Here is a 20,835-nt window from a genome sequence, read left to right on the forward strand (position 1 = left end):
GAGGTACAAAGCTACGCGGAATCCGGCGCCGCTGGTTCGACAACCAAATGCTTCAGGTTCGACCCGGGACCTGGCCAGGAAGCCCGTAGGAGACGGGTTGCAGGATTTCCGTCGGCCGTGTAGCGGAAAAAGCTATTTTGCGGCCCTTGCTATGATCACCATCGGAATTATCCGCGAAGGAAAAACACCCCCCGATAACCGGGTGCCCCTGACGCCCTCCCAGTGCAAATGGATCCGCAGCCACTTCCCGGGTGTGCAGGTGAAGGTGCAATCGGCGCCTACCCGCTGCTTCTCCGACGCCGAGTACCGCCGCGCGGGAATCGAAGTGGTGGCGGACCTCACCGATGCCGACATCCTCCTTGGTATCAAGGAAGTGCCGGTGGAGGCGCTGATCCCCGGCAAGACCTACCTGTTCTTCTCGCATACCAAGAAGAAGCAGCCGCATAACCAGAAGCTGCTTCAGGCGGTACTTAAGAACAAGATCCGCCTGATCGATTACGAATGCCTGCTGCATGACGACGGACAACGGATCATCGGCTTCGGCTTTTTCGCCGGTATCGTGGGTGCGCACAACGGGATGATGGTGTATGGCAACCGTACCGGTACCTTCTCGCTCGGAAGGGTGCACCAGCACAAGACCTTTCGCAAGCTGATGCATACCTACTTCGGCCTGCTCCTGCCCAATGTAAAGACCGTGGTGACGGGCTCGGGCCGCGTGGCGCAGGGCGCGCTCGAAATCATGAACCTGATGCAGGTGCGGCAGGTCGAGCCCGAAGAATTCCTCGAGCGCGAGTTCAGCTATCCCGTATATGTACACCTCAAGGGCAGCGACCTGTACCGCCGAAAGGACGGCGGGGCCTATCATCGGCAGGACTTTCATCAACAGCCGTCGGAGTACGAAAGCTGCTTCCGGCGGTACGCTTTTGCTGCCGACATCCTCATGAACGGGGTGTACTGGGACCAGTTCGTGCCCCGCCTCTTTGAGCGCGAAGCCGTTCAGGAGCCGGGTTTCCGCCTGCAGGTAATTGCTGATATTACCGATGATACGAACGGGTCGGTGCCCATCAACCTCGGCGACCAGCCCATCGAGGATCCCGTATACGGTGTCGATAAGCAAAGCCTGGAGCGTACGGCGCCCTACCTGCCCACATCGGTCGACATCATGGCGGTGGGCAACCTGCCCAACGAATTGCCCCGCGATGCCTCGCGCTATTTCGGCGAGCAGCTGATCAAGTACGTATTGCCCGACTTGCTGCGCGGCACTTCGACGGTGCTGCAACGCGCCACTATTGCCGAAGGCGGCGGACTGACGGAGCCGTATACCTACCTGTCGGATTATGCCGCAGGGGTATAGCCGGCATTTCAGAGGTAGAGATAGTATGGCCGAAGCAGATCCACGAACCGGGGTGAGTACCCATCGCCTTCTTTGATGTAGATCACTTCTTCCTGCACCGTCGCTGACTCGTGGCCAAGGCGCACCATCAGGCGCGCGGCTTCGTGCCCCGGCGTTGGGTGCACGGTAGCTACTGCCTGTACCGAAAGATCCTGCTCCTGCAGCAGCCGTGCGAGATCGCCCCGGCGCTTGTAGGGCAGCAGTAGAAATGCGGTGCCTGACTCTTTGAGATGCGCCTTCAGGAACGCAAACAGTGGCGCCCAGCGGAGGCCGCCCGAGTGATGCGCTATGGAACGCGCTCCGCCTTCCGGCTCTATCTCCGATTCATAAAACGGTGGGTTGCTTACGATCGCTCCATACTGCGGAAGCGGCGTCGCCAATATATCTCCCCCAATAATCCGGATCGCGCCGAATGGTGCGGCAGCTATGTTCTCAGCGGCCTGAGCCTCGGCTTCCGGGTCGATCTCCACGGCGTCTATGCGCACGTCGCACTGCTGGGCGATGAGGAGCGAGAGTAGCCCGGTTCCGGTGCCGATGTCCAGTAATTCTACGGGTGGTCCGCTGCGCAGCGCCTCGGCGCACCAGGCGCCGAACAGGCAGGCATCGGTGGTCACCTTCATGGCACAGCGGTCGTGCCGGATGGTGAACTGCTTGAAGCGGAAAAAAGGCTGCGCCATGTTCAGGACCATTCAGAGCGGGCCGTAGCGGATACACCCAGGTCGGCAAAGTCGCCCGCAAGAAACTTGTGGTAGGCCGTGATGGCGATCATGCCGGCATTGTCGGTACAGTACTGGAAGGCCGGGATGAACGTACGCCAGCCCTGCTCTTTTCCGAGCTCGGTGAAGGCATTGCGCAGCCCGCTGTTGGCCGATACGCCGCCGGCGATGCAGAGGTCGGTGATGCCCGTGTCCTGGGCAGCGCGCTTCAATTTTCGGAGGAGGATACGGATGATGGTGGCCTGGAGCGATGCGCAGATATCGGCCATGTTCTTTTCCGTGAAATCGGGGTCTTGCGCCCGCTCGCGCTGCAGGAAGTACAGCACGGAGGTCTTGAGCCCGCTGAAGCTGAAGTCGAGTCCTTCGATCTGCGGCTCGGCAAAGGCGAAGCGCTTCGGGTTGCCTTCTTTCGCATACTTGTCGATAAGGGGGCCGCCGGGGTAGGGGAGTCCGAGGAGTTTGGCCGATTTGTCGAAGGCCTCGCCCGCGGCATCGTCGATCGTTTCGCCGAGCACGGTGAGCTCCGTGGGGCTGTCGGCGCGTACGATCTGTGTGTGGCCACCACTCACCGTGAGGCACAGGAAGGGAAAAGCGGGGCGCTCTTCGGGAATCAGGTTGGCGAGCACATGGGCCTGCATATGGTGCACAGAGAGGAGGGGCTTGCCGAGCGCGAGCGCCAATGATTTGGCAAACTGCGCGCCCACCAGCAGCGACCCAATCAGCCCCGGCGCCTGTGTGAACGCAACTGCGTCCAGGTCGGAAAGCGTGACGCCCGCCTGCTTCAGCGCTATATCCACCACCGGCACGATGTGTTGCATATGGGCCCGGCTTGCCAGCTCGGGCACCACCCCGCCGTACTGCTCGTGCACGGCCTGGTTGGCGATGTGGTTCGAGAGGATGGCGCCGTCGCGGCACACCGAGGCGGAGGTCTCATCGCAGGAAGACTCAATGGCGAGGATCGTGGGCATGCGCAAAGGTAATGTGCTGATGTGCTAATGAGTTAATGTGCTAATGAGTTCCTGTCGGGCTGCTCTCGCACCTCGATCGCCGTGATCTTTTTCACGTGACAGCTCCCTATAATTGTCGTTCGGCGCCTTTATCGATTAGCACATCAGCACATTGACCCATTAGCACATTTGCTAAGATCGTATGGCCACAACCGGATTCAGCTTCGCGGCGCGGTAGGCGGGGATGATGCCGGCGAGCAGGCCGACGCTGATGCAGATGCCGATGGCGAGGAGCAGGAGGGAGCTCGAGATGGAAATGGGGAAGTCGGCCACGGCGCTGATGACGGTGGTGAGCCCGAATACGAGTGCGATGCCGATGGCGCCACCGATGACACAGAGAAAAGCCGACTCAAGCAGGAATTCGGTAAGGATCACACCACTTTTGGCGCCCAGGGCTTTCTTGAGTCCGATCTGCGGGGTGCGCTCCTTTACAGTCACGAACATGATGTTGGCCACGCCGAACATACCTACGATGAGCGAAAGGGCCGCGATGGCCCAGCCGCCGGTATTCACGGCTACGAAGGCGTCGGAGATCGACGAGGAGAAGTCGTTGATGTCGTTGAGGGCGAAATCGTCTTCCTGCCGTGGGCTGAGGCGGTGCTGCGCGCGCAACACGGCGCGGAGGTCGTCCTGCAGGGCTTTGGTGCTCACGCCGTCCCTGGCCTGCACGATGATGAGCGGGTCGGCGCGGCGCTCGTCCATAAGGCTGCGGGCAAAGCGGTAGGGCATCACCACGCTCTGGTCGAAGTTCCAGCCGCCGATCATCTGCTTGCCCTGCTTCGAAATGACCCCGGTTACCACGCACTTCTTGCCCCGCACGGTCAGGGGGGCGCCCACGGCCCGCCCGGGGGCGGGAAAAAGCTTTTCGGCCACCTCGTAGCCCACGAGCACGCTGTTGATGCCGCGGCTATACTCGGCGTCGCTTAGCATCCGGCCAAACCGTACTTCCAGCGATTGGGTAGCTGCGAAATCCTCGGTAACCCCGTATATCGTGACACCCTTAAGCGCCTGATCGCCGACCTGCACCTTGTCCTGGACGTTGATCTCGAACGACGCGTATTTGGCCGTGGGTGTGCGCTCCTTGATGGCTGCCAGCTCCTCAATCTTGGGTGAGGGGCGTTTCACGTATTTCCACCAGGGATAGTCGTTGCCACCGCCAGCCGAGTAATCCCACTTGTCGATATAAATGCTGTTGGAGCCGAGCGATTTGATCTCGTTCTGCAGGTTGCGCTCGAGGCTCTGTACCGTGGAGAGCACCCCGATGATGCAGAAGATACCGATGGTAATACCAAAGAGGGAAAGAAAGGTGCGCAGCTTGTTCTTCCACAGCTCCTGCAGGGCCATGCGAAAGCTACTCCCGGTGATCTCGATGATGCGGCGCATGGCTCAAATGTAGTTGATAAGTTGCTCAGTTCCTGCGTTAGCCGGCTTATAAGGGAATCAGTTCGCAGCCGGTAACCGGATCAGTTGGTAACGCGACCGGCTGAAGTCCGCGGTCGGAGGCAAGGTGAGGTATCCATTTCCAGTAAAGGTTTGAAGCCTTGAAAAAAACTTATCAACTTATCAACTAGTTCACTTCTCAACTTCCCCTATATTTGCACCGGCAGGTCTTGCACGACCAGCTCCTGCTGAACTCCCCCAGGATCGGAAGGTAGCAAGGGTAGGCGGTTGTAGCGGTGCGATGTAAGTAGCCTGCCAACTTATTGAAAGGCCCCGAAAGGGGCTTTTTTGTTTCCACAGGGTCTTGATAATTCTTGGCGGGCGGCCGCCGCACCCCACGCTCCGGGGCCGTACCTTCGCGGCAAATTCAACCAAATGAAATTTTTCATCGATACGGCCGACCTGGCCCAGATCAAGGAAGCGGCCGAGCTGGGCATCCTCGACGGTGTGACCACCAATCCCTCCCTGATGGCGAAAGTGGGTATCTCCGGCGAAGAAGCGGTGCACGCGCACTACAAGGCCATCTGTGAGCTCGTGGACGGCGACATCTCCGCCGAGGTGCTCTCCACCAATTACGACGCCATCATCGCCGAGGGCAAGAAGCTCGCCGCCATTCACCCCAACATCGTGGTGAAGGTGCCGATGATCAAGGACGGCATCAAGGCCATCAAGCATTTCTCCGACAATGGCATCCGCACCAACTGCACGCTCGTGTTCTCGGCCGGCCAGGCCATCCTTGCCGCCAAGGCCGGTGCCACCTACGTATCGCCCTTCATCGGCCGCATCGACGACGGTGGCTGGGACGGCATGCAGCTCATCGAGCAGATCGCCGGTATTTATGCGGTTCAAGGCTACGAGACGGAGATCCTTGCCGCCTCCATCCGCTCGGTGAACCACATCGTAAAGGCGGCCGAGATGGGTGCCGATGTCATCACCTCGCCGCTCGAGTCGATCCTCGGCCTCCTGAAGCACCCCCTTACCGACATCGGCCTGGCCAAGTTCGTGGAGGATGCGAAGAAGTTCGCTTGATCGGGAATCGGCAATCGGCAATCGGGAATCGGCAATCGGCAATCGGGAATCGGCAATGTTTGCCCTGATGTAGAGTCTCGGCGTTTGGTGCAGTTTTACAAATCAACCTCGTAAGAAAGGTGTCACAATAGATACGGCCGCCAATTGTACTGGCGGTCGTATCTATTTAATGCATGAACAATATTCCAGTATTGGAGTCAGGAAGACATTGCGTAATCATCTGCGGATTCCCGATTGCCGATTCCCGCCTCACGCCTCACGCTGCTTCCCCGGCACCCGGTCGATCACCTCGCGCTCGGAGGGCAGGGCTTCAAACGGCCGGCGGCGAATGTAGATGATGACCTCCTTCGATTGTTTCGGGTCGCTGCGGAGCTCGGCGCGCACGCGCACCGAGTCGCCGTGGTAACTCGAATCGATAAACAGGTCATTGCCTTTAAAGAAGCCTGTATTGGCCGTAAAGCGGAGCTGCGTCGAGTCGAGCGGGCGCCAGGAGCCGTCGGTGAGCTGCGCATCCACGTTGATATAGTTGTAAAAGCCCTTTTTCAGGCTGTCGGTATACAGGTTGAAATCGAAGCGGGACACGCCCTGCGCCCCGAGGGTGCCCGAAGCGACTGCGAGCGCGAGCAGCAAAAGGCCTTTCTTCATAGCGTAAAGTTCCACAAATAGAGGAGGCACCTGCGTTAAAGGTTGCCCCCTTAACAGAATTTTGAAACCAATGGTAAAAAAAGGATTTCCGTCTTTTGGTTTCTCCCGTACATTTGTCCCGCAATGACGATCCTGAACGCACATAGCCACCACCATCTGTCCTCCTTACCCAGGTGAGCCGGTGCTTTGTGCATAACCATAAAACGAATAGGCTTACCTGAAGGGGTAGGCCTTTTTTAATTCCGGAACATGAACCTTAGAATTGCGATCCAGAAATCGGGACGCCTCTCGGAAGACAGCCTCCGGCTGCTCAACGACTGCGGCATCTCTGTAAAAAGCGCCGGCAGCAAGCTGCGCACACAGGCCGAGAATTTTCCTGTAGAGGTCTACTTCCTCCGCGACGACGACATCCCGCAGTACGTACAGGACGGCGTTGCCGACATCGGCGTCGTGGGTGAGAACGTCTTGTATGAAAAGTGCAAGAATGTGGAGGTGGTGAAGCCGCTTGGCTTCGGGAAATGCCGGCTGGCGCTGGCCGTGCCCCGTGGCGTCGAGTACGGCTCGGTAGCCTCGCTCGAAGGCCGGCGTATTGCCACCAGCTACCCCTTCCTCCTCGAATCGTTCCTGCGCCAGCACCGCGTGGAAGCCGAGATCCACGAGATCTCCGGCTCCGTGGAGATCGCGCCCGGCATCGGCCTCGCCGACGCGGTGTGCGACCTGGTGAGCAGTGGCTCCACGCTCTTTATGAACGGGCTCCAGGAAGTGGAAACCATCCTTGAAAGCCAGGCGGTGCTCGTCAAGAACACGGAGCTCGAAAACTCGAAGGAGATCATCCTGCGCAAGCTGCTGTTCCGGATCGATTCGGTGCAGGCAGCCCGCCGCAACAAGTACATCCTCCTCAACGCGCCCAACGACGCGCTCGATGAGATTTTTGCCCTGCTTCCCGGCATGAAGAGCCCTACCGTGCTGCCGCTGGCCGAGGAAGGCTGGAGCTCCGTGCACAGCGTACTCCCGGAAGAGGAGTTCTGGGAAAAGATCGAAGCGCTCAAGTACGCCGGCGCACAAGGCATCCTGGTGGTGCCGATCGAGAAAATGATCCAATAGGGAGATCTCAGATCTCGGATGTCAGCTCTCAGATCTTGGATTTCAGATTTATGATTTCAGATTCATGAAGTGCCCGGAAGATCGGGTTACTCTCCAGTTTTTATTAGAAGAGCATTTATGCAAATCGTTCGTTATCCTTTGCCGGAGCAGTGGCCTTCGATCACTGAGCGGCCCTACCACGACAACCGTTCGTTGCTGGCGTCGGTGAAAAACATTCTGGAGCAGGTACAAAGCGACGGCGATGCGGCGTTGCTGCGCTTCGCACAGCAATTCGACGGGGCGCAGCTGGATGTACTCGAAGTGCCGGAAGAAGCGTTCGCGGCCGCGGCCGCGGCACTTCCTGAAAAGTTGAAAGCGGCCATCCGCGACGCGGCGCAGAACATCGAAGTCTTTCATGCCGCGCAGCGCGAAGCCGGCCAGGTTGTAGAAACACGGCCCGGCATCCGGTGCTGGCGCAAGGGAGTGGGCATCGACAAGGTCGGGCTCTACATACCGGGAGGCTCGGCGCCGCTTTTTTCGACGGTGCTGATGCTGGGCATTCCCGCCCGCCTTGCCGGCTGCCGCGAGGTGCTCCTGTGCACGCCGCCTGCGAAAGACGGCAGCGTACACCCTGCGATCCTTTTTGCCGCCCATGTTTGTGGCATCAGCCGCGTGTTCCGCACGGGCGGCGCCGGCGCGGTGGGGGCGATGGCCTACGGTACACAAAGTATTCCGAAGGTGCACAAGATCTTCGGACCAGGAAACCAGTGGGTAACCGCGGCCAAGCAGCTCGTGCAGCAGGAAGGCGTGGCCATCGATATGCCCGCGGGGCCCAGTGAGGTATGCGTGGTGGCCGACGCCGACGCGAATCCATCATATGTAGCTGCCGACCTCCTGTCGCAGGCCGAGCACGGTGCCGATAGCCAGGTATTGTTGCTGACCGACAGCGAAGCGGTGCTTACCTCGGTGCAGGCCGAGCTCGGGCGTCAGCTCGCAGCGCTTCCGCGGGCCGACGTGGCCCTCAAAGCGCTCGGTGGCAGCCGTTTGGTGCTGCTCCGCAACCTCGACGAAGCGATGGAGCTCGCCAATGCATATGCCGCGGAGCACCTCATCCTGCAGTGTCGCGACGCGGAGCAGGTAGCTACGCAGGTGCGCTCCGCAGGCTCGGTCTTCATCGGGCCCTGGTCGCCGGAAAGCGTGGGCGACTATGCCAGCGGCACCAACCACACGCTGCCCACCAATGGCTATGCCCGCGCCTACAGCGGTGTGAGCGTCGATTCCTTCGTGCGGAAGATCACCTTCCAGCAACTATCGCGCGAAGGGCTCGAAGGCATCGCGGCAACCGTGACGGAGATGGCCGAGGCCGAAGGCCTCCGCGCCCATGCCGAAGCCGTGCGCGTGCGCCTGCGTTGATCCCTCAGCCTCGGTAGAACGGCGGGCGAAGCCAGAGCCCAAGAACCCTATTAGCATATCAGCACATTAACCCATTAGCACATTCCTCCGATGTTCGACCTCAATAAGCTCATACGCCCCAACATCCGCGACCTGAAGCCCTATTCGTCGGCGCGCAGCGAATACAGCGGCTCCGCCAGTGTGTTCCTCGACGCCAACGAGAACTCTTTTGGGTCGCCGCTCACGAAGTGGTACAACCGCTACCCCGACCCGTTGCAATGGGACCTGAAAAAAAAGATTGCGGCGATCAAGAACGTGCCGGCCGAAGGCATGCTGCTGGGCAACGGCTCCGACGAATGCATCGACCTGCTTCTTCGCGCCTTTTGCGAGCCCGCGGTGGACGAGATCGTCATCTGCCCGCCCACCTACGGCATGTACGAGGTGTACGCGCGCATCAACAACGTGCGCGTGACCGAAGTGCCCCTGCTGCCCGACTTCCAGCTGAACCTGGAAGGAATCGAGGATGCGCTCACCCCGGCCACCCGGATCATCTGGATCTGCTCGCCCAACAATCCCACCGGCAACAGCATTGACCGCGAAGCGATCGAGGCGATCCTCAACAACTTCGACGGGCTCGTGGTGGTGGACGAAGCGTACATCAACTACAGCCGCCAGCGCTCCTTTCTCTCGGAGCTGAAGGACTATCCGAACCTGGTGGTGCTACAGACCTTTTCCAAAGCCTGGGGCCTTGCGGCGCTGCGCCTCGGGATCACCTATGCATCCACCGACATCATCGACGTGCTCAACAAGATCAAGCCGCCGTACAACATCAACGAAGCCACGCAGGAGCTCGCCCTGAAGGCACTCGACAAGCTCGACGAGGTGAACCTGATGATCCGCGAAACGGTGCAGGAGCGCGACGTGCTCGTGCGCGGCCTCTCCGAAGTGCCCGGCGTGGAGCGGGTCTTTCCCACCGATGCCAACTTCGTGCTGGTGCGGATCCGCGAGGCTACCCGCGTATACGAATACCTGCGCGACCGCGGCATCATCGTGCGCAACCGCAGCAACGTGCTGCTGTGCGACGACTGTCTCCGCATCACCGTGGGTACGCCGCAGCAGGATGCGCAACTCCTTACCGCCTTAAAAGAATTCAACCATGTCTGACGCAACACAGAATAAGAAGCGTGTCCTCTTTATCGACCGGGACGGAACGCTCATCGCCGAGTTCCCACCTACGTACCAGATCGATGCCTTTACGAAGGTTTCCTTCTACCCGGAGGTATTCCATTACCTGGGCCGTATCGTGCGCGAGCTGGAGTACGAGCTCGTGCTCGTGACCAACCAGGACGGCCTCGGCACCGACGTTTTTCCGGAAGCCGATTTCTGGCCGCCGCATAACCTGATCATGGGCGCTTTTGCCAACGAGGGCATCATTTTCAAGGAAGAACTCATCGACCGGAGCTTCCCGCACGAGGGGCTGCCCACGCGCAAGCCGGGAACCGGTATGTTCGGAAACTACATCGATAACCCTGCATACGACCTGCCGGGCTCGTATGTGATCGGCGACCGCATTACCGACGTGCAGCTGGCCAAGAACCTGGGCTGCAAGGCGCTTTGGCTGCGCAATGACCCGAGCCTGGGTGGCGCCGAGGTAAGCGACGACGAGCGTGCGCTGGAGGCAGTGACGGCACTGAGCACCACGCAGTGGAAAGATATTTACGAGTTCCTGCGCCGGCAGGAGCGGAGCGCCACCCATGAGCGCAAGACGTCCGAAACGAAGATCGACATCCGCATCGACCTCGAGGGCTCCGGCAAGGCCGACATCCATACCGGCCTCGGCTTCTTCGACCATATGCTCGACCAGATCGCCCGGCACGGCGGCATGGACCTCTCCATCAAGGTAGCCGGTGACCTGCACATCGACGAGCACCATACCATCGAAGACACCGGTATCGCATTGGGCGAAGCGTTTTCGAAGGCGCTGGGCAACAAGCGCGGGATCGAGCGCTATGGCTTTGCGCTGCCGATGGATGAAACCGAAGCGAAAGTGCTGCTCGACTTCGGCGGGCGCAACTGGATCGTGTGGAATACCGTATTCCGGCGCGAGCGGGTGGGCGATATGCCGACCGAGATGTTCTATCATTTCTTCAAGTCTTTCTCGGACGCGGCTCGCTGCAACCTGCACGTGGAATGCCGCGGCGATAACGAGCACCACAAGATCGAAGCGATCTTCAAGGCCTTTGCGAAAGCGCTGAAGATGGCCGTAAAAAAGGATCCGTTGAAGGATTACCTTCCGTCAACCAAAGGGGTTTTGTAATTTCGGCCCCCTGCCGCCGGCCAAACACCAAGGGCGTGCATCAAAAAACGTGAACATGACACAGCTGTCTCCGAAGAAATACATCCAGTCGAAAGCCCGCAGCCTGCCCGTATACAAGTGCCTCGTAAACATAGATTGGGAGGAAGCCGGCATGGCATCGGTCACCGTAACGCGGCGTCATGTGAACGGACGCGTTACGGGCGCTTTTTACGTGGTGGACCTACTTTGCACCGGCGTGAAGCGCACCTTCGAGTTCTTCAACGTGGAGGAAACGGAAGTGGTGCCGAAGCTGCCTTACTACGGCACCGAAACCGAGGAGATCCCTTACGACCTCGCACACAACATCGTGTATGCCGGCGTGGAGTTCGCGGCTGAATTTGGCATCGCACCGCACGCGGATTTTAGCCTGACCAGGTACATCCTGGAGCCGGATACGGATGCCGTTCCGGTGATCGAGATCGAGGTGGGCGACCGCGAGGACGGGCTGCCGCACCTGATCGAGTTCCGTGCCGGGGAGTTCGCCGATGCCCTGGGTAAGCTCAGGAAGAATGCCGGCGAAGGCAACTATCACTATACGGTGCTCCCGGTGCCGGGCAGCGACGAAGAAGAGGTGGGCCCGGCAGAGGAGGAAGAACAGTCGCTGGGGCGCCTGGACGATATTCCGACCGGGCAGCTGAGCGCTTACGAGGTGGAGTTCATTGCTACCGAAGACCTGATCGATAAGGATAAAGTAGAAGCGCGCACGATGGAGGAGCAGGTGACCATCCAGGTAGAGCTCCTGGTGCGTAACCTGGGCCGCCAGTTCCCGGACCTGTACGATGCTTCGGCAACGGAGGCCCGGCCCGAATACCAACTGATCGAGGCCGCCACGGCACTCCCGGTAGGTGTCGCACCGGAGCAGCAGAAAGAGGCACTGGAGGCTTTACAGGTGCTGTATGTGGCTGCCGAGGATGCAGAAATGAAAGACAAGCGCAAGCGCCAACCGATGTTCCTGAAGCACCTCAACCAGTTTGCGGCCAACCCGCTCGTAGTGGTGGAGATGTATGAGCGCAGCTATAGCGAGGAGCTCAAGAAGGCGTTCGAGCGCTCAGCCGAGCTTATCGAAGGCATGGTTGATCAGTACCCGCTGGCGCAGCTGACGATCCTGCTGCGGCAATTGCTCGCCGCCGAGGAGCCGGAGGCCCGTTTTGCATCCCTGTACGCCGAAGCGCTCACGCCGGGCGCCGCGCATAATACAACGTTGGCCGAGCTGTTTGATGCGTTCCTGGTGCGCACGCTGCGCAGCCTGCGGGAGAAAGACCTCCGCAGCGCGGTGTATTTCTACGAGCTGGCCACGGTGATGCAACGCGAAACGTTCTTTTTCCGTGCCACCCAGGTAGCCTTGCTCTCCGCACTGCTCGAGCATGCAATGGCAAACCAGCCGGCCGCCGAGGCGGCGGAATAGAAATTGTCCTTGATCGGATCATTCCGCACTTGGTCGTCAGGCGTGAGGGGAGAAGCCCGGCAGCGATGGCGTTCGGCACAGGCTTGTAAGGCGCATGCCTTAATGTAGAAAGGAACTACGAAGGAAGTGCCACCGGCTTGCCGAGGTACTTCGGCTTTTTCCGGAACCAGTAATCGGCAAAGACCTTGACGCGGGCAAGCTTTTCGCGCACCTGCACCCGGAAGCCGTAGCGGCTGCCTACGTCGCGGGCGTTGAACCCGATGGCAGCAATCCCTTCGCGTTCCGCGATATACAGTGCCCGCTCGTTATGAAAAGGCTGCGAGATCACCGTAGCTGAATCCTGCCCGAAAATGGCCCGCAACCGCAGCATCGAGTCGAAGGTGCGGAAGCCGGCAAAATCCAGGAAGATCGAGGCCGAGTCGACCCCCGCCGCGATGAGGTCCTGCCGCATCAGCTCCGGCTCGTTGTAGTCTGTGCGCCCGTTGTCGCCGCTAACTACGAGGTAGCGCACCTTTCCCGCTTTCCAGAGCCGTGCTGCCGCTTCGATCCGGTACCGGTAGTAGAGGTTGACATTCCCATTCGAGAGCTGCTTGCTGGTGCCGAGCAACAGCCCTACTTTCCGGTAGGGAACCTGGGACTCATCGTGGTAGAGGCGCCCCGAGGCCGCCGAACGGACGGCATGGTCGCAATAAAAAATCAGCAGGAGGGCGGTGCCCAGAAGTACGGAACCGAACAGGAGCCATTTACGTTTGCGCATATGCGTGTGCCAGCTAGTGATGACGGCTGCAACCAAATTAATCGATACTCCCGGTCACTGCAACGACGCCCTGGGAGTTTCGCGTTAAGCTTTTACTAAATCAGCGTTGCTCCCGGTACTGCCGGGCAATCCGCCGCTCGGGTGCATGGTCGCAGCAGTAGAGCACGAACAGAAAGCTCCATTCGAGGGGCTTCATCAGCAGGTACACGGCATCGGATACCAGGCGAACGCGGAAGATCCCGTAATGACGGTGGATCAGGCTGCCGACGCGGTCGTAGCGACGCCGGACCGCCCGGTGAAGGGAAGGCGCCCGCTCGGCTACCAGCTCCTCGAACGCATTGGAAACCAGCAACTGCCGGTTGCAAATGATCCGGCCGCCCCGGCGCCACCCATAGCGTAGTGGCCGCACGAGCCGGGGATGACCCAGTGCCGCTACCGAGCAGAGATAATGCCCGCCGCAATCGACGTTGGCACATTCGTGGTCGAGCCGGGAGAACCCGTGTTTATACGTTTCGCTGAACGCTCGTGAAAGGGTGTCGGGCTCCTGCCCCAACAGGTACAGGATCAGGGTGAAGAGGAGGGTGAGCGGGAGCGCCAGCAGCAGGAGCGCAGCGGTGGCGGTAGCCTGGTTGCGGAATACAGAGTGCAGCAGGTTGTGTGCGGGGCGCGCACGCTCGTTGGTGCGCAGTTCTTCGAGAACGGCCCGCTGGTTGCGGTGCAGGCGCATCCAGAACAGCAGGAGGATGGGCACCGTGCCGAGAACGCAAAAGGCGCTTCCCAGTTCGACCGCGTACATATGGATCGAAAGGAACACGTTGAGCCCGGCTCCGATCAGTAACAGCGTGTTGACCAGCAGCTCGGGGATCGGCGGTGCGATCCGCCTGCGGAAGGTGCTGTAGACGTAGGCCGCTATACAGCAGAAGATCAGGGTGTAGATACCCGCCCGGTCACCTGGTGCAAATACGGCACTGTCGGTGCAGCAATTATTCTTCTCCGGTAGATCAAAAGAAGAAAGGAAAACGAGCGGCAGCAGCACTACCATCCACCATTCCACATATTTCGGGAGCAATACACGTCCCGGCTCCGGACCCGACCACAGGTATCGGAAGAACTCGAAATAAGTGAAGGCCGCAAAAAGCGCGGTCGGGATCAGGAAAATGAACATCAGCGCCATAAGAAAGTGCCGGTTAGATTAAAAGATCCTTCCGCCTTTCATGACCAGGTGTACGCGGCGCAGGTCGCTGATCGTTGCCGAAGGGTCACCGGCTACCACAACAAGGTCCGCCAGCAGGCCTTTCCGGACACGTCCGATGCGGTCGGCATACCCGAAAACGTCGGCGTTGACCGAGGTGGCCGAGCGCAGCACCTCGAGCGGCTTCATGCCATATTCTACCATCAGCTCCATCTCGCGTGCATTGTCGCCGTGAGCGAACACACCGGCATCGCCGCCCATGCAGATCGTGACGCCTGCGCGCAGCGCGGCGGCCATGCTGCGCCGCTTGCCTGCAAGGCGCGCAGGCTCCGGGTCGCTACCCTTCTTCCACCCGGCGTACTGCGTCACGGCGTCGCCGGCGGCAATGGTCGGGCAAAGGGCTACCCCTTTGGCTTTCATGAGCCGGAACAGGTCCTCGTCGCCGTCGTCGCCATGCTCGATGGTGGAGACGCCAGCATGGATGGACCGCAGCATCCCTTCCTTGGTGGAAGCGTGTACCACCACCGGGCGGCCACCGGCGCGGGCAATCGTCACGGCCGCGCGGATCTCTTCCTCGGTGAGTGTCGGCGCGGCCTGCCGGTCGCGGCCCCAGCGGTAGTCGGCATACAGCTTCACTACGTCGGCACCACGGCTGATCTGCGTACGCACCTCGCGCTGCATCTCTTCCACACCGCTTACCTCGGCCGCTCCCTGCGGCAGGTCGATGTCGGCGTTGGCGTAGGAAGGTCCGTAGGCTCCGCGGGCCACGATGGCGCGTGTGGCGATGATCATCCGTGGGCCGGGAATGACGCCTTTCTCGATCGCCGCTTTGAGCCCCGCATCGTCGTACGCCGCGCCTTCGGTACCGAGGTCGCGCACGGTGGTGAAGCCGGCGCGCAGCGTGGCCGCAGCGTGTACCACGGCCCGCGCGGTGCGCTCGGCACGGCTCTCCCGGAGTACCTGGTCGTTCCAGGAGACCTCGTTATACGGGTGCAGGAGCAGGTGGGAGTGCCCTTCAATGAGTCCCGGAAGCAGTGTTGTGCCCGGTAAGTCCACGACACGCGTATTGGCCGGTAGCTTGAAGCGCATCGGACCGGCCTCGACGATCCGGTCGCCCTGCACCAGCACGATCCAGTCGGTGTGCATCGCCTCGCCGTCGAATACGCGTGCCGGCTTCAGCAGGTAAAAAGAATCCGACTGTGCGCGCGCACCCAGGGCAAGGAGAAGCAGGAAGAAGAGGAGCGAAGGTTTCATGAGGGGAAGATAGGAATGGGGAAAATTGAATAACGAATATTGAATGGCGAATATCGAACATCGTGGAGACCCGTAGAGACGCATCATATGCGTCTCCTGGTACCGAACAAGGAACAAGGAACAAGGAACAGGGAACAAGTCACAGGGAACAAGAAACAGGGAACAGGGAACGGTCTGTAGCGAAAAAAAAGTCCCGCCATTGGGCGGGACCGGTGGAAGAGAAAATATCGTCGACAGCGGACTTCAAACAACAGACGGCAAGCTGTTTAATTCGCCGTCTTCAGCTTTTTGGCGAAGACCTTCTGGAACTTCTCCAGTTTTGGTCGGATCACCATGGCGCAATAGGGGTTCGAGTATTTGTTGTTCTGGTAATAATCCTGGTGGTAATCTTCAGCCGAATAGAAGCGGGCGAAGGGAACGATCTCGGTCACGATCGGCTTGTTGTAGGCACCGCTCTTATCGAGCTCGGTGCGGTAGTATTCGGCTTTTTCCTTTTGCGCGGCGTCGTGGTAGAAGATGGCGCTGCGGTACTGCGGGCCCACGTCGGCGCCCTGCTTGTTGAGCGAGGTCGGATCGTGCACCTCGTAAAAGACCTTCACCAGCTCGTCGTACGAGATCTTGTCGGGCTCATAAACGACCTGCACGCATTCGGCATAGCCGCTCTCGCCTGTGGAAACCTCTTCGTAGGTTGGGTTGGGCTTCTTGCCGCCCGAATAGCCCGAGGTAACACGGAGCACCCCGGTGAGCTGCTCGAAGATGGCCTCGGTGCACCAGAAGCAACCGGTGGCAAACGTGGCGGTATCGGTCCGTTCTGCGAAATTCGTCATGGATGCACTCATTTTATTCGATTGCGTTTCGGCAACGCAGCCGATGATGGCCCCGAAGAAAAGGAACGCGGCAAAGATTCTATGGTACATGCTGGGGGTCACTTGTCCTGCAAATTTCACGGAAGGTGCGACAAATAAAGTGCAAAACGTCTTTTTTAACAAGGGTTTTCCACGTTGTTTGGCTTTCTTTTAAGACAAGCAAAACGGGCTTCGTACCTTTGCACACTTACATAAGACTGTATTACTCAATGAAGTTATATCCAGAGTCGGCCCCGGTGCAGCTGGAATTTGATAAGATCCGCCAATTGCTGCACGAGCGCTGCCGGTCCGAATGGGCGCGGCAAAAAGCGCTGCAGCTGCGTATCCATACCAAGAAGGACATCATCGAGCTGGAGCTCCTGCAGACGCACGAGTACAAGCAACTGGTGCAGAACGCCCAGTATTTCCCGAACGATTACGTGCTCAACCTTGGCCGCGAGCTTCGCCTCCTGGCGATCGAAGGCTCCATGCTGGGAGGTGAGGAGCTTACGGGCCTGCGCAAGCTGGCCATCATGATGGAGCGCATCTTCCGCTGGTTCGATACGGAGCGCCGTACCGCCTTCCCAGGCCTGTCGGCCGTCATCTCCGGTACCTACTACGAGAAGACTATCCAGGAACTGATCGACGAGGTGATCGACGAGACCGGCAACGTGAAGGACAATGCCAGCCCGGAGCTCCAGCAGATCCGCATGAGCCTCTTCCGGAAGCGGCAGGAGCTGCGCCGCGTGTTCGATCGCATCGTGTCGAAGATGAACAAGAACGGCTACCTCGCCGACATCGAGGAAAGCTTTATGAACGGCCGCCGCGTGATCGCCGTTTTTGCCGAGCAGAAGCGTACGGTGAAAGGCATCCTCCACGGCGAGAGCGACAGCCGCCGCACCGCCTTTATCGAGCCGGAAGAGACCATCGAGCTGAACAACTCGATCTACGAGCTCGAAAGCGACGAGCGCAAGGAGGTGTACCGCATCCTGAAGACCCTCACGAAGCAGCTTTCGGTGTATGCGCCATTGCTTACGGTGTACCACGGCATCGCCGGCGAGTACGACTTTATCCTCGGCAAGGCGCAGCTCGCGATAGCGCTGTATGCCGAGTTCCCGGTGGTGCACGACAAACCGCACATCAACCTCGTGAGCGCTTACCACCCGCTGCTGTATTTATACAACCAGCGCTCGGGCAAGAAGACCATCCCCACCGACCTCACCCTCGACGGCGACCAGCGCATCCTCGTGATCTCGGGCCCGAACGCGGGCGGTAAGACGGTGACGATGAAAACCGTGGGCCTGCTGCAGATCATGGTACAGAGCGGACTGCTCGTGCCGGTGCATCCGTCGTCCACCTTCGGCATCTTCAAGCAGCTCATGATCCACATCGGCGACACGCAGAGCATCGAGTTCGAGCTCAGTACCTACAGCTCGCACCTGCTCAGCATGAAGCACTTCATGGAGACCGCCAACGGCCGCACGCTCTTTTTTATCGACGAGCTCGGCTCCGGCTCCGACCCTAACCTGGGCGGCGCCTTTGCCGAGGTCATCATGGAGGAGCTTGCGCGCAAGCATGCCTTTGGGATCGTAACGACGCACTACCTGAACCTGAAGGTGATGGCTGGCAAAACGAAAGGCATCCTCAATGGCGCGATGGCCTTCGATGAGCAGGCGCTCCTGCCAAAGTACAAGCTGATCGTGGGCAAGCCCGGCTCATCGTATACGTTTTCCATAGCCGAGCGCATCGGGCTTGACAAGCGCCTCATCAATCGCGCGCGCAGCCTCGTGGATGAGAATCATTTTCAGCTGGACAAGCTCCTGAACCGCACCGAGCAAGACCTGCACGTAGTGGAACAGAAACAGAAGGACCTGAACAAGCTCCTGAAAGACAACGAGCGCCTCAAGCGCGAGATGGAGCAGGCGCTCGACAAGGAGAAGCACCGCCAGCAGGTGGAGTTGCTCCGGGAGCAGAACCGCATATCCGAAGAACGCATTGCCTACCTTAAAGACATGGAGCGTAAGCTCCGCCAGCTCACCCTCGACTGGCGCAAGGCCGAAAACAAGAACGAGGTGATGAAGGAAATGGCGGCGCTCCTGTTCCGGAAGAACGAAACGAAAGCAGCAAGCAAAAAGCAGAAGCAGCTCAACGAGAAATACCAGGAGCTGCAGGATGAGGCCATCAAGGTGGGCGACAAGGTGAAGATGAAAAAGAACCTGCAGGTGGGAGAGGTGCTCGAGTTGCGGGGCAAGCGCGCCGTGGTCAAGATCGGGCTGCTGCCCATGCAGGTAGACCTGGCCAACCTCGTGCTGGTGAAGGAAAAGGACGGGGAGGATGGCTGAGGTGCACTGACTCATCAAGACAGATAACCGGACCGGCCGCAGCACCTGCTGCGGCTTTTTCTTGCGGTTTTTGCAGAAATCCTGCAGGTTTCTGCGTGAATTTCGCTGCATCCGGTATTTTAGCGGTATCCCGGCCCGGCCGGTCCCAAAACCAAGTTACCATGTTGCGATTGCTTTGCTCGCTGGCCCTGTTGCTGGCTACCTTCTCCCCACACGCGCAAAAGACGCTGAAGCGCGAGGTCCGCGGCGCCTGGATCACGACCTATGCAGGCCTGGACTGGCCAGTGCGCACGCAGACGCCGACGCAGCAGCGGGCGGCACTCCTGACCCAGCTCGATCATCACCGCGCCACCGGTATGAATACCGTCTACTTCCAGGTGCGCAGCCAGAGCGACGCAATGTACCCGAGCACACTGGAGCCCTGGTCGTACGACCTTACCGGCGCCCAGGGCGTGGCGCCGAACCCGGCCTGGGACCCGCTGCAGTTTGCGCTGGAGCAATCGCGGCAGCGCGGCTTTGAGTTCCACGCCTGGATCAACCCGTTCCGGGCGGTGGCCAATACCGCCAATGCGAGTAACAATACGCTCTATTCGGCTGGCCATATCTCGCGCACGCAGCCGGGCTGGATGCTCACCGTAGGCACCGTGCAGATCATCAACCCCGGCATCCCCGCTGCCCGCGCGCATATCCTCTCGGTCATCACCGATATCCTCCGCCGCTACGATGTGGACGGCATTCATTTCGACGACTACTTTTATCCTTCGGGCACCATTAACGACGACGCTGCCTATACGGCCGATCCGCGCGGGTTTCCCAATACTACGGCAGGCCGCGCCGACTGGCGCCGCGACAACATCAACCTGTTCATTCAGGGTGTGTACGATTCGGTGCGTACGATCAAGCCCTGGGTCAAGTTCGGCGTTTCGCCCTCCGGCATCTACCGCAGCAGCACGGATCCTAACATCGGCTCCAACACCTCCTCCGGCGCGCTCCAGCATTACAGCGCCTACTTTGCCGACAGTAAGAAATGGCTGCAGCAGGGGTGGGTCGACTATATCGCACCGCAGTTATACTGGTACCGCGGGCAAACCGGCTCCGACTACGACGTACTGGTGCCCTGGTGGAACAACAACGCCTTCGGCCGGCATATTTACATCGGCGTGGCGTCTTACAAGGTCAACGATCCGGCGCAGGGAGCCAACTGGGCCAACCCGGCGCAGTTGCCGGGGCAGGTGCGCATGAACCGGAGCGCGCTGTACCCGAACGTGCACGGCAGTCTCTTCTTCCGCACACAGCACCTGATCGGCAACGCCCTTGGCCACCGCGACTCTCTGAAGAACGACCTGTTCAAGCGGCCTGCGCTGCAGCCGCGGATGCCCTGGCGCGATGAGGTGGGGCCCGAGCCGCCAACAGCAGGTTATGCATTGCTTGAGGGTGATTCCATCATCTTCGCATGGGGGGCGCCACCTGCCACAGCGGATCCGTTGCAACAGGTGCGGCAATACGCCATCTACCGTAATACTACGGCAGCCGTGGATACCAGCGATCCGGGTCAGCTCGTTGGGATCGTGAATGGCGATGTAACCCGCTTCCGCGATACAACGATCCCGGGCGGTCCTGGTTTCGGCTACTTCTACGCCGTGACGGCACTCGACCGCTTTCATAATGAAAGCCGCCGCTCCGAGGTACGCCAGGTGGCCGCCCTTACCTCCGTCAGCAGCAGGAACGGCCTCGACGGAGCCTTGCTGGTATACCCGAACCCAACCCGCGGCGCGTTCTACGTGCGGCTGACCGCGCCCCGCCGGCCCACGATGCAGGTGCGGGTGCTCAATGCACTCGGTCAGCTCGTGGAGCAGCGTGCAGCGGTGCCCAGCGGCAGCCCGCTCCGTCTTGGCGACGGTTATCGCCCGGGCCTCTACTTCCTGGAGGTGAGTACCGGTACCGGGAGGCAGCACGCCACGGTGATTATCGGCAGGTAG

General features: G+C 59.9%; 17 protein-coding genes and 1 other RNA gene. 10 read left to right on the plus strand and 8 right to left on the minus strand.

Annotation, left to right across the window (positions count from 1 at the left end):
• The first annotated feature begins 151 nt into the window (after positions 1-151).
• Complete coding sequence (locus tag ABD937_RS09350) at positions 152-1,354, plus strand: NAD(P)-dependent oxidoreductase (RefSeq protein WP_345255317.1); 1,203 nt, start codon at positions 152-154, stop codon at positions 1,352-1,354.
• Positions 1,355-1,362: 8 nt separating this feature from the next.
• On the opposite strand, the gene ABD937_RS09355 is transcribed toward ABD937_RS09350, so the two are convergent.
• From ABD937_RS09355 to ABD937_RS09365, 3 genes are all read right to left on the minus strand, one after another.
• Positions 1,363-2,070 (minus strand): tRNA1(Val) (adenine(37)-N6)-methyltransferase, encoded by a 708-nt coding sequence (locus tag ABD937_RS09355; RefSeq protein ID WP_345255318.1) that lies wholly within the window; start codon positions 2,068-2,070, stop codon positions 1,363-1,365.
• A 2-nt stretch (positions 2,071-2,072) separates the two neighbouring features.
• Positions 2,073-3,077 (minus strand): tRNA (adenosine(37)-N6)-threonylcarbamoyltransferase complex transferase subunit TsaD, encoded by a 1,005-nt coding sequence (gene tsaD / locus ABD937_RS09360; protein WP_345255319.1) that lies wholly within the window; start codon positions 3,075-3,077, stop codon positions 2,073-2,075.
• A gap of 171 nt (positions 3,078-3,248) precedes the next feature.
• Positions 3,249-4,499 (minus strand): ABC transporter permease, encoded by a 1,251-nt coding sequence (locus tag ABD937_RS09365; RefSeq protein ID WP_345255320.1) that lies wholly within the window; start codon positions 4,497-4,499, stop codon positions 3,249-3,251.
• Positions 4,500-4,717: 218 nt separating this feature from the next.
• Between ABD937_RS09365 and ffs the strand changes: the two genes are divergently transcribed.
• An RNA gene (gene ffs / locus ABD937_RS09370) (signal recognition particle sRNA small type) lies at positions 4,718-4,817 on the plus strand.
• 114 nt (positions 4,818-4,931) lie between these two features.
• Positions 4,932-5,585 (plus strand): fructose-6-phosphate aldolase, encoded by a 654-nt coding sequence (gene fsa, locus ABD937_RS09375; RefSeq protein ID WP_345255321.1) that lies wholly within the window; start codon positions 4,932-4,934, stop codon positions 5,583-5,585.
• Positions 5,586-5,834: 249 nt separating this feature from the next.
• Here the strand turns inward: fsa and ABD937_RS09380 are convergent, their stop codons facing one another.
• The gene (locus ABD937_RS09380; protein ID WP_345255322.1) at positions 5,835-6,230 is read right to left on the minus strand and encodes a hypothetical protein; all 396 of its coding nucleotides are present in this window, start codon (positions 6,228-6,230) and stop codon (positions 5,835-5,837) included.
• 249 nt (positions 6,231-6,479) lie between these two features.
• Here ABD937_RS09380 and hisG point away from each other — a divergent pair, with 249 nt between their 5' ends.
• From hisG to ABD937_RS09405, 5 genes are all read left to right on the plus strand, one after another.
• Positions 6,480-7,334 carry an ATP phosphoribosyltransferase gene (gene hisG / locus ABD937_RS09385; protein WP_345255323.1) on the plus strand — a complete coding sequence of 285 codons (855 nt, stop codon included), beginning with the start codon at positions 6,480-6,482 and terminating at the stop codon, positions 7,332-7,334.
• Positions 7,335-7,451: 117 nt separating this feature from the next.
• On the plus strand, positions 7,452-8,726 hold the full coding sequence (gene hisD, locus ABD937_RS09390; RefSeq protein ID WP_345255324.1) for a histidinol dehydrogenase: 1,275 nt from the start codon (positions 7,452-7,454) through the stop codon (positions 8,724-8,726).
• A 90-nt stretch (positions 8,727-8,816) separates the two neighbouring features.
• The gene (hisC, locus tag ABD937_RS09395) at positions 8,817-9,869 is read left to right on the plus strand and encodes a histidinol-phosphate transaminase (RefSeq protein WP_345255325.1); all 1,053 of its coding nucleotides are present in this window, start codon (positions 8,817-8,819) and stop codon (positions 9,867-9,869) included.
• The gene (gene hisB, locus ABD937_RS09400; RefSeq protein WP_345255326.1) at positions 9,862-11,022 is read left to right on the plus strand and encodes a bifunctional histidinol-phosphatase/imidazoleglycerol-phosphate dehydratase HisB; all 1,161 of its coding nucleotides are present in this window, start codon (positions 9,862-9,864) and stop codon (positions 11,020-11,022) included. The genes hisC and hisB overlap by 8 nt, the downstream gene beginning before the upstream one ends.
• Before the next feature lie 55 nt (positions 11,023-11,077).
• Positions 11,078-12,466 carry a hypothetical protein gene (locus ABD937_RS09405; RefSeq protein WP_345255327.1) on the plus strand — a complete coding sequence of 463 codons (1,389 nt, stop codon included), beginning with the start codon at positions 11,078-11,080 and terminating at the stop codon, positions 12,464-12,466.
• 115 nt (positions 12,467-12,581) lie between these two features.
• On the opposite strand, the gene ABD937_RS09410 is transcribed toward ABD937_RS09405, so the two are convergent.
• From ABD937_RS09410 to msrA, 4 genes are all read right to left on the minus strand, one after another.
• Positions 12,582-13,223 (minus strand): SanA/YdcF family protein, encoded by a 642-nt coding sequence (locus tag ABD937_RS09410; protein ID WP_345255328.1) that lies wholly within the window; start codon positions 13,221-13,223, stop codon positions 12,582-12,584.
• A 100-nt stretch (positions 13,224-13,323) separates the two neighbouring features.
• Positions 13,324-14,397 carry a DUF6688 domain-containing protein gene (locus tag ABD937_RS09415; protein ID WP_345255329.1) on the minus strand — a complete coding sequence of 358 codons (1,074 nt, stop codon included), beginning with the start codon at positions 14,395-14,397 and terminating at the stop codon, positions 13,324-13,326.
• A gap of 18 nt (positions 14,398-14,415) precedes the next feature.
• On the minus strand, positions 14,416-15,669 hold the full coding sequence (locus ABD937_RS09420; protein ID WP_345255330.1) for a metal-dependent hydrolase family protein: 1,254 nt from the start codon (positions 15,667-15,669) through the stop codon (positions 14,416-14,418).
• A 266-nt stretch (positions 15,670-15,935) separates the two neighbouring features.
• Positions 15,936-16,496, minus strand: a complete 561-nt coding sequence (msrA, locus tag ABD937_RS09425; protein ID WP_345255332.1) for a peptide-methionine (S)-S-oxide reductase MsrA — start codon at positions 16,494-16,496, stop codon at positions 15,936-15,938.
• A 248-nt stretch (positions 16,497-16,744) separates the two neighbouring features.
• Between msrA and ABD937_RS09430 the strand changes: the two genes are divergently transcribed.
• Both ABD937_RS09430 and ABD937_RS09435 read left to right on the plus strand, forming a co-directional pair.
• A complete protein-coding gene (locus ABD937_RS09430; RefSeq protein WP_345255333.1) occupies positions 16,745-18,856 on the plus strand; it encodes an endonuclease MutS2 in 2,112 nt (703 codons plus the stop codon).
• Between the two features lie 161 nt (positions 18,857-19,017).
• Positions 19,018-20,835, plus strand: coding sequence for a family 10 glycosylhydrolase (locus ABD937_RS09435; protein WP_345255335.1), 1,818 nt, complete (start codon positions 19,018-19,020; stop codon positions 20,833-20,835).

Origin of the sequence: Flaviaestuariibacter amylovorans (assembly GCF_039541815.1) — a bacterium.
GTDB lineage: Bacteria > Bacteroidota > Bacteroidia > Chitinophagales > Chitinophagaceae > Flavisolibacter > Flavisolibacter amylovorans.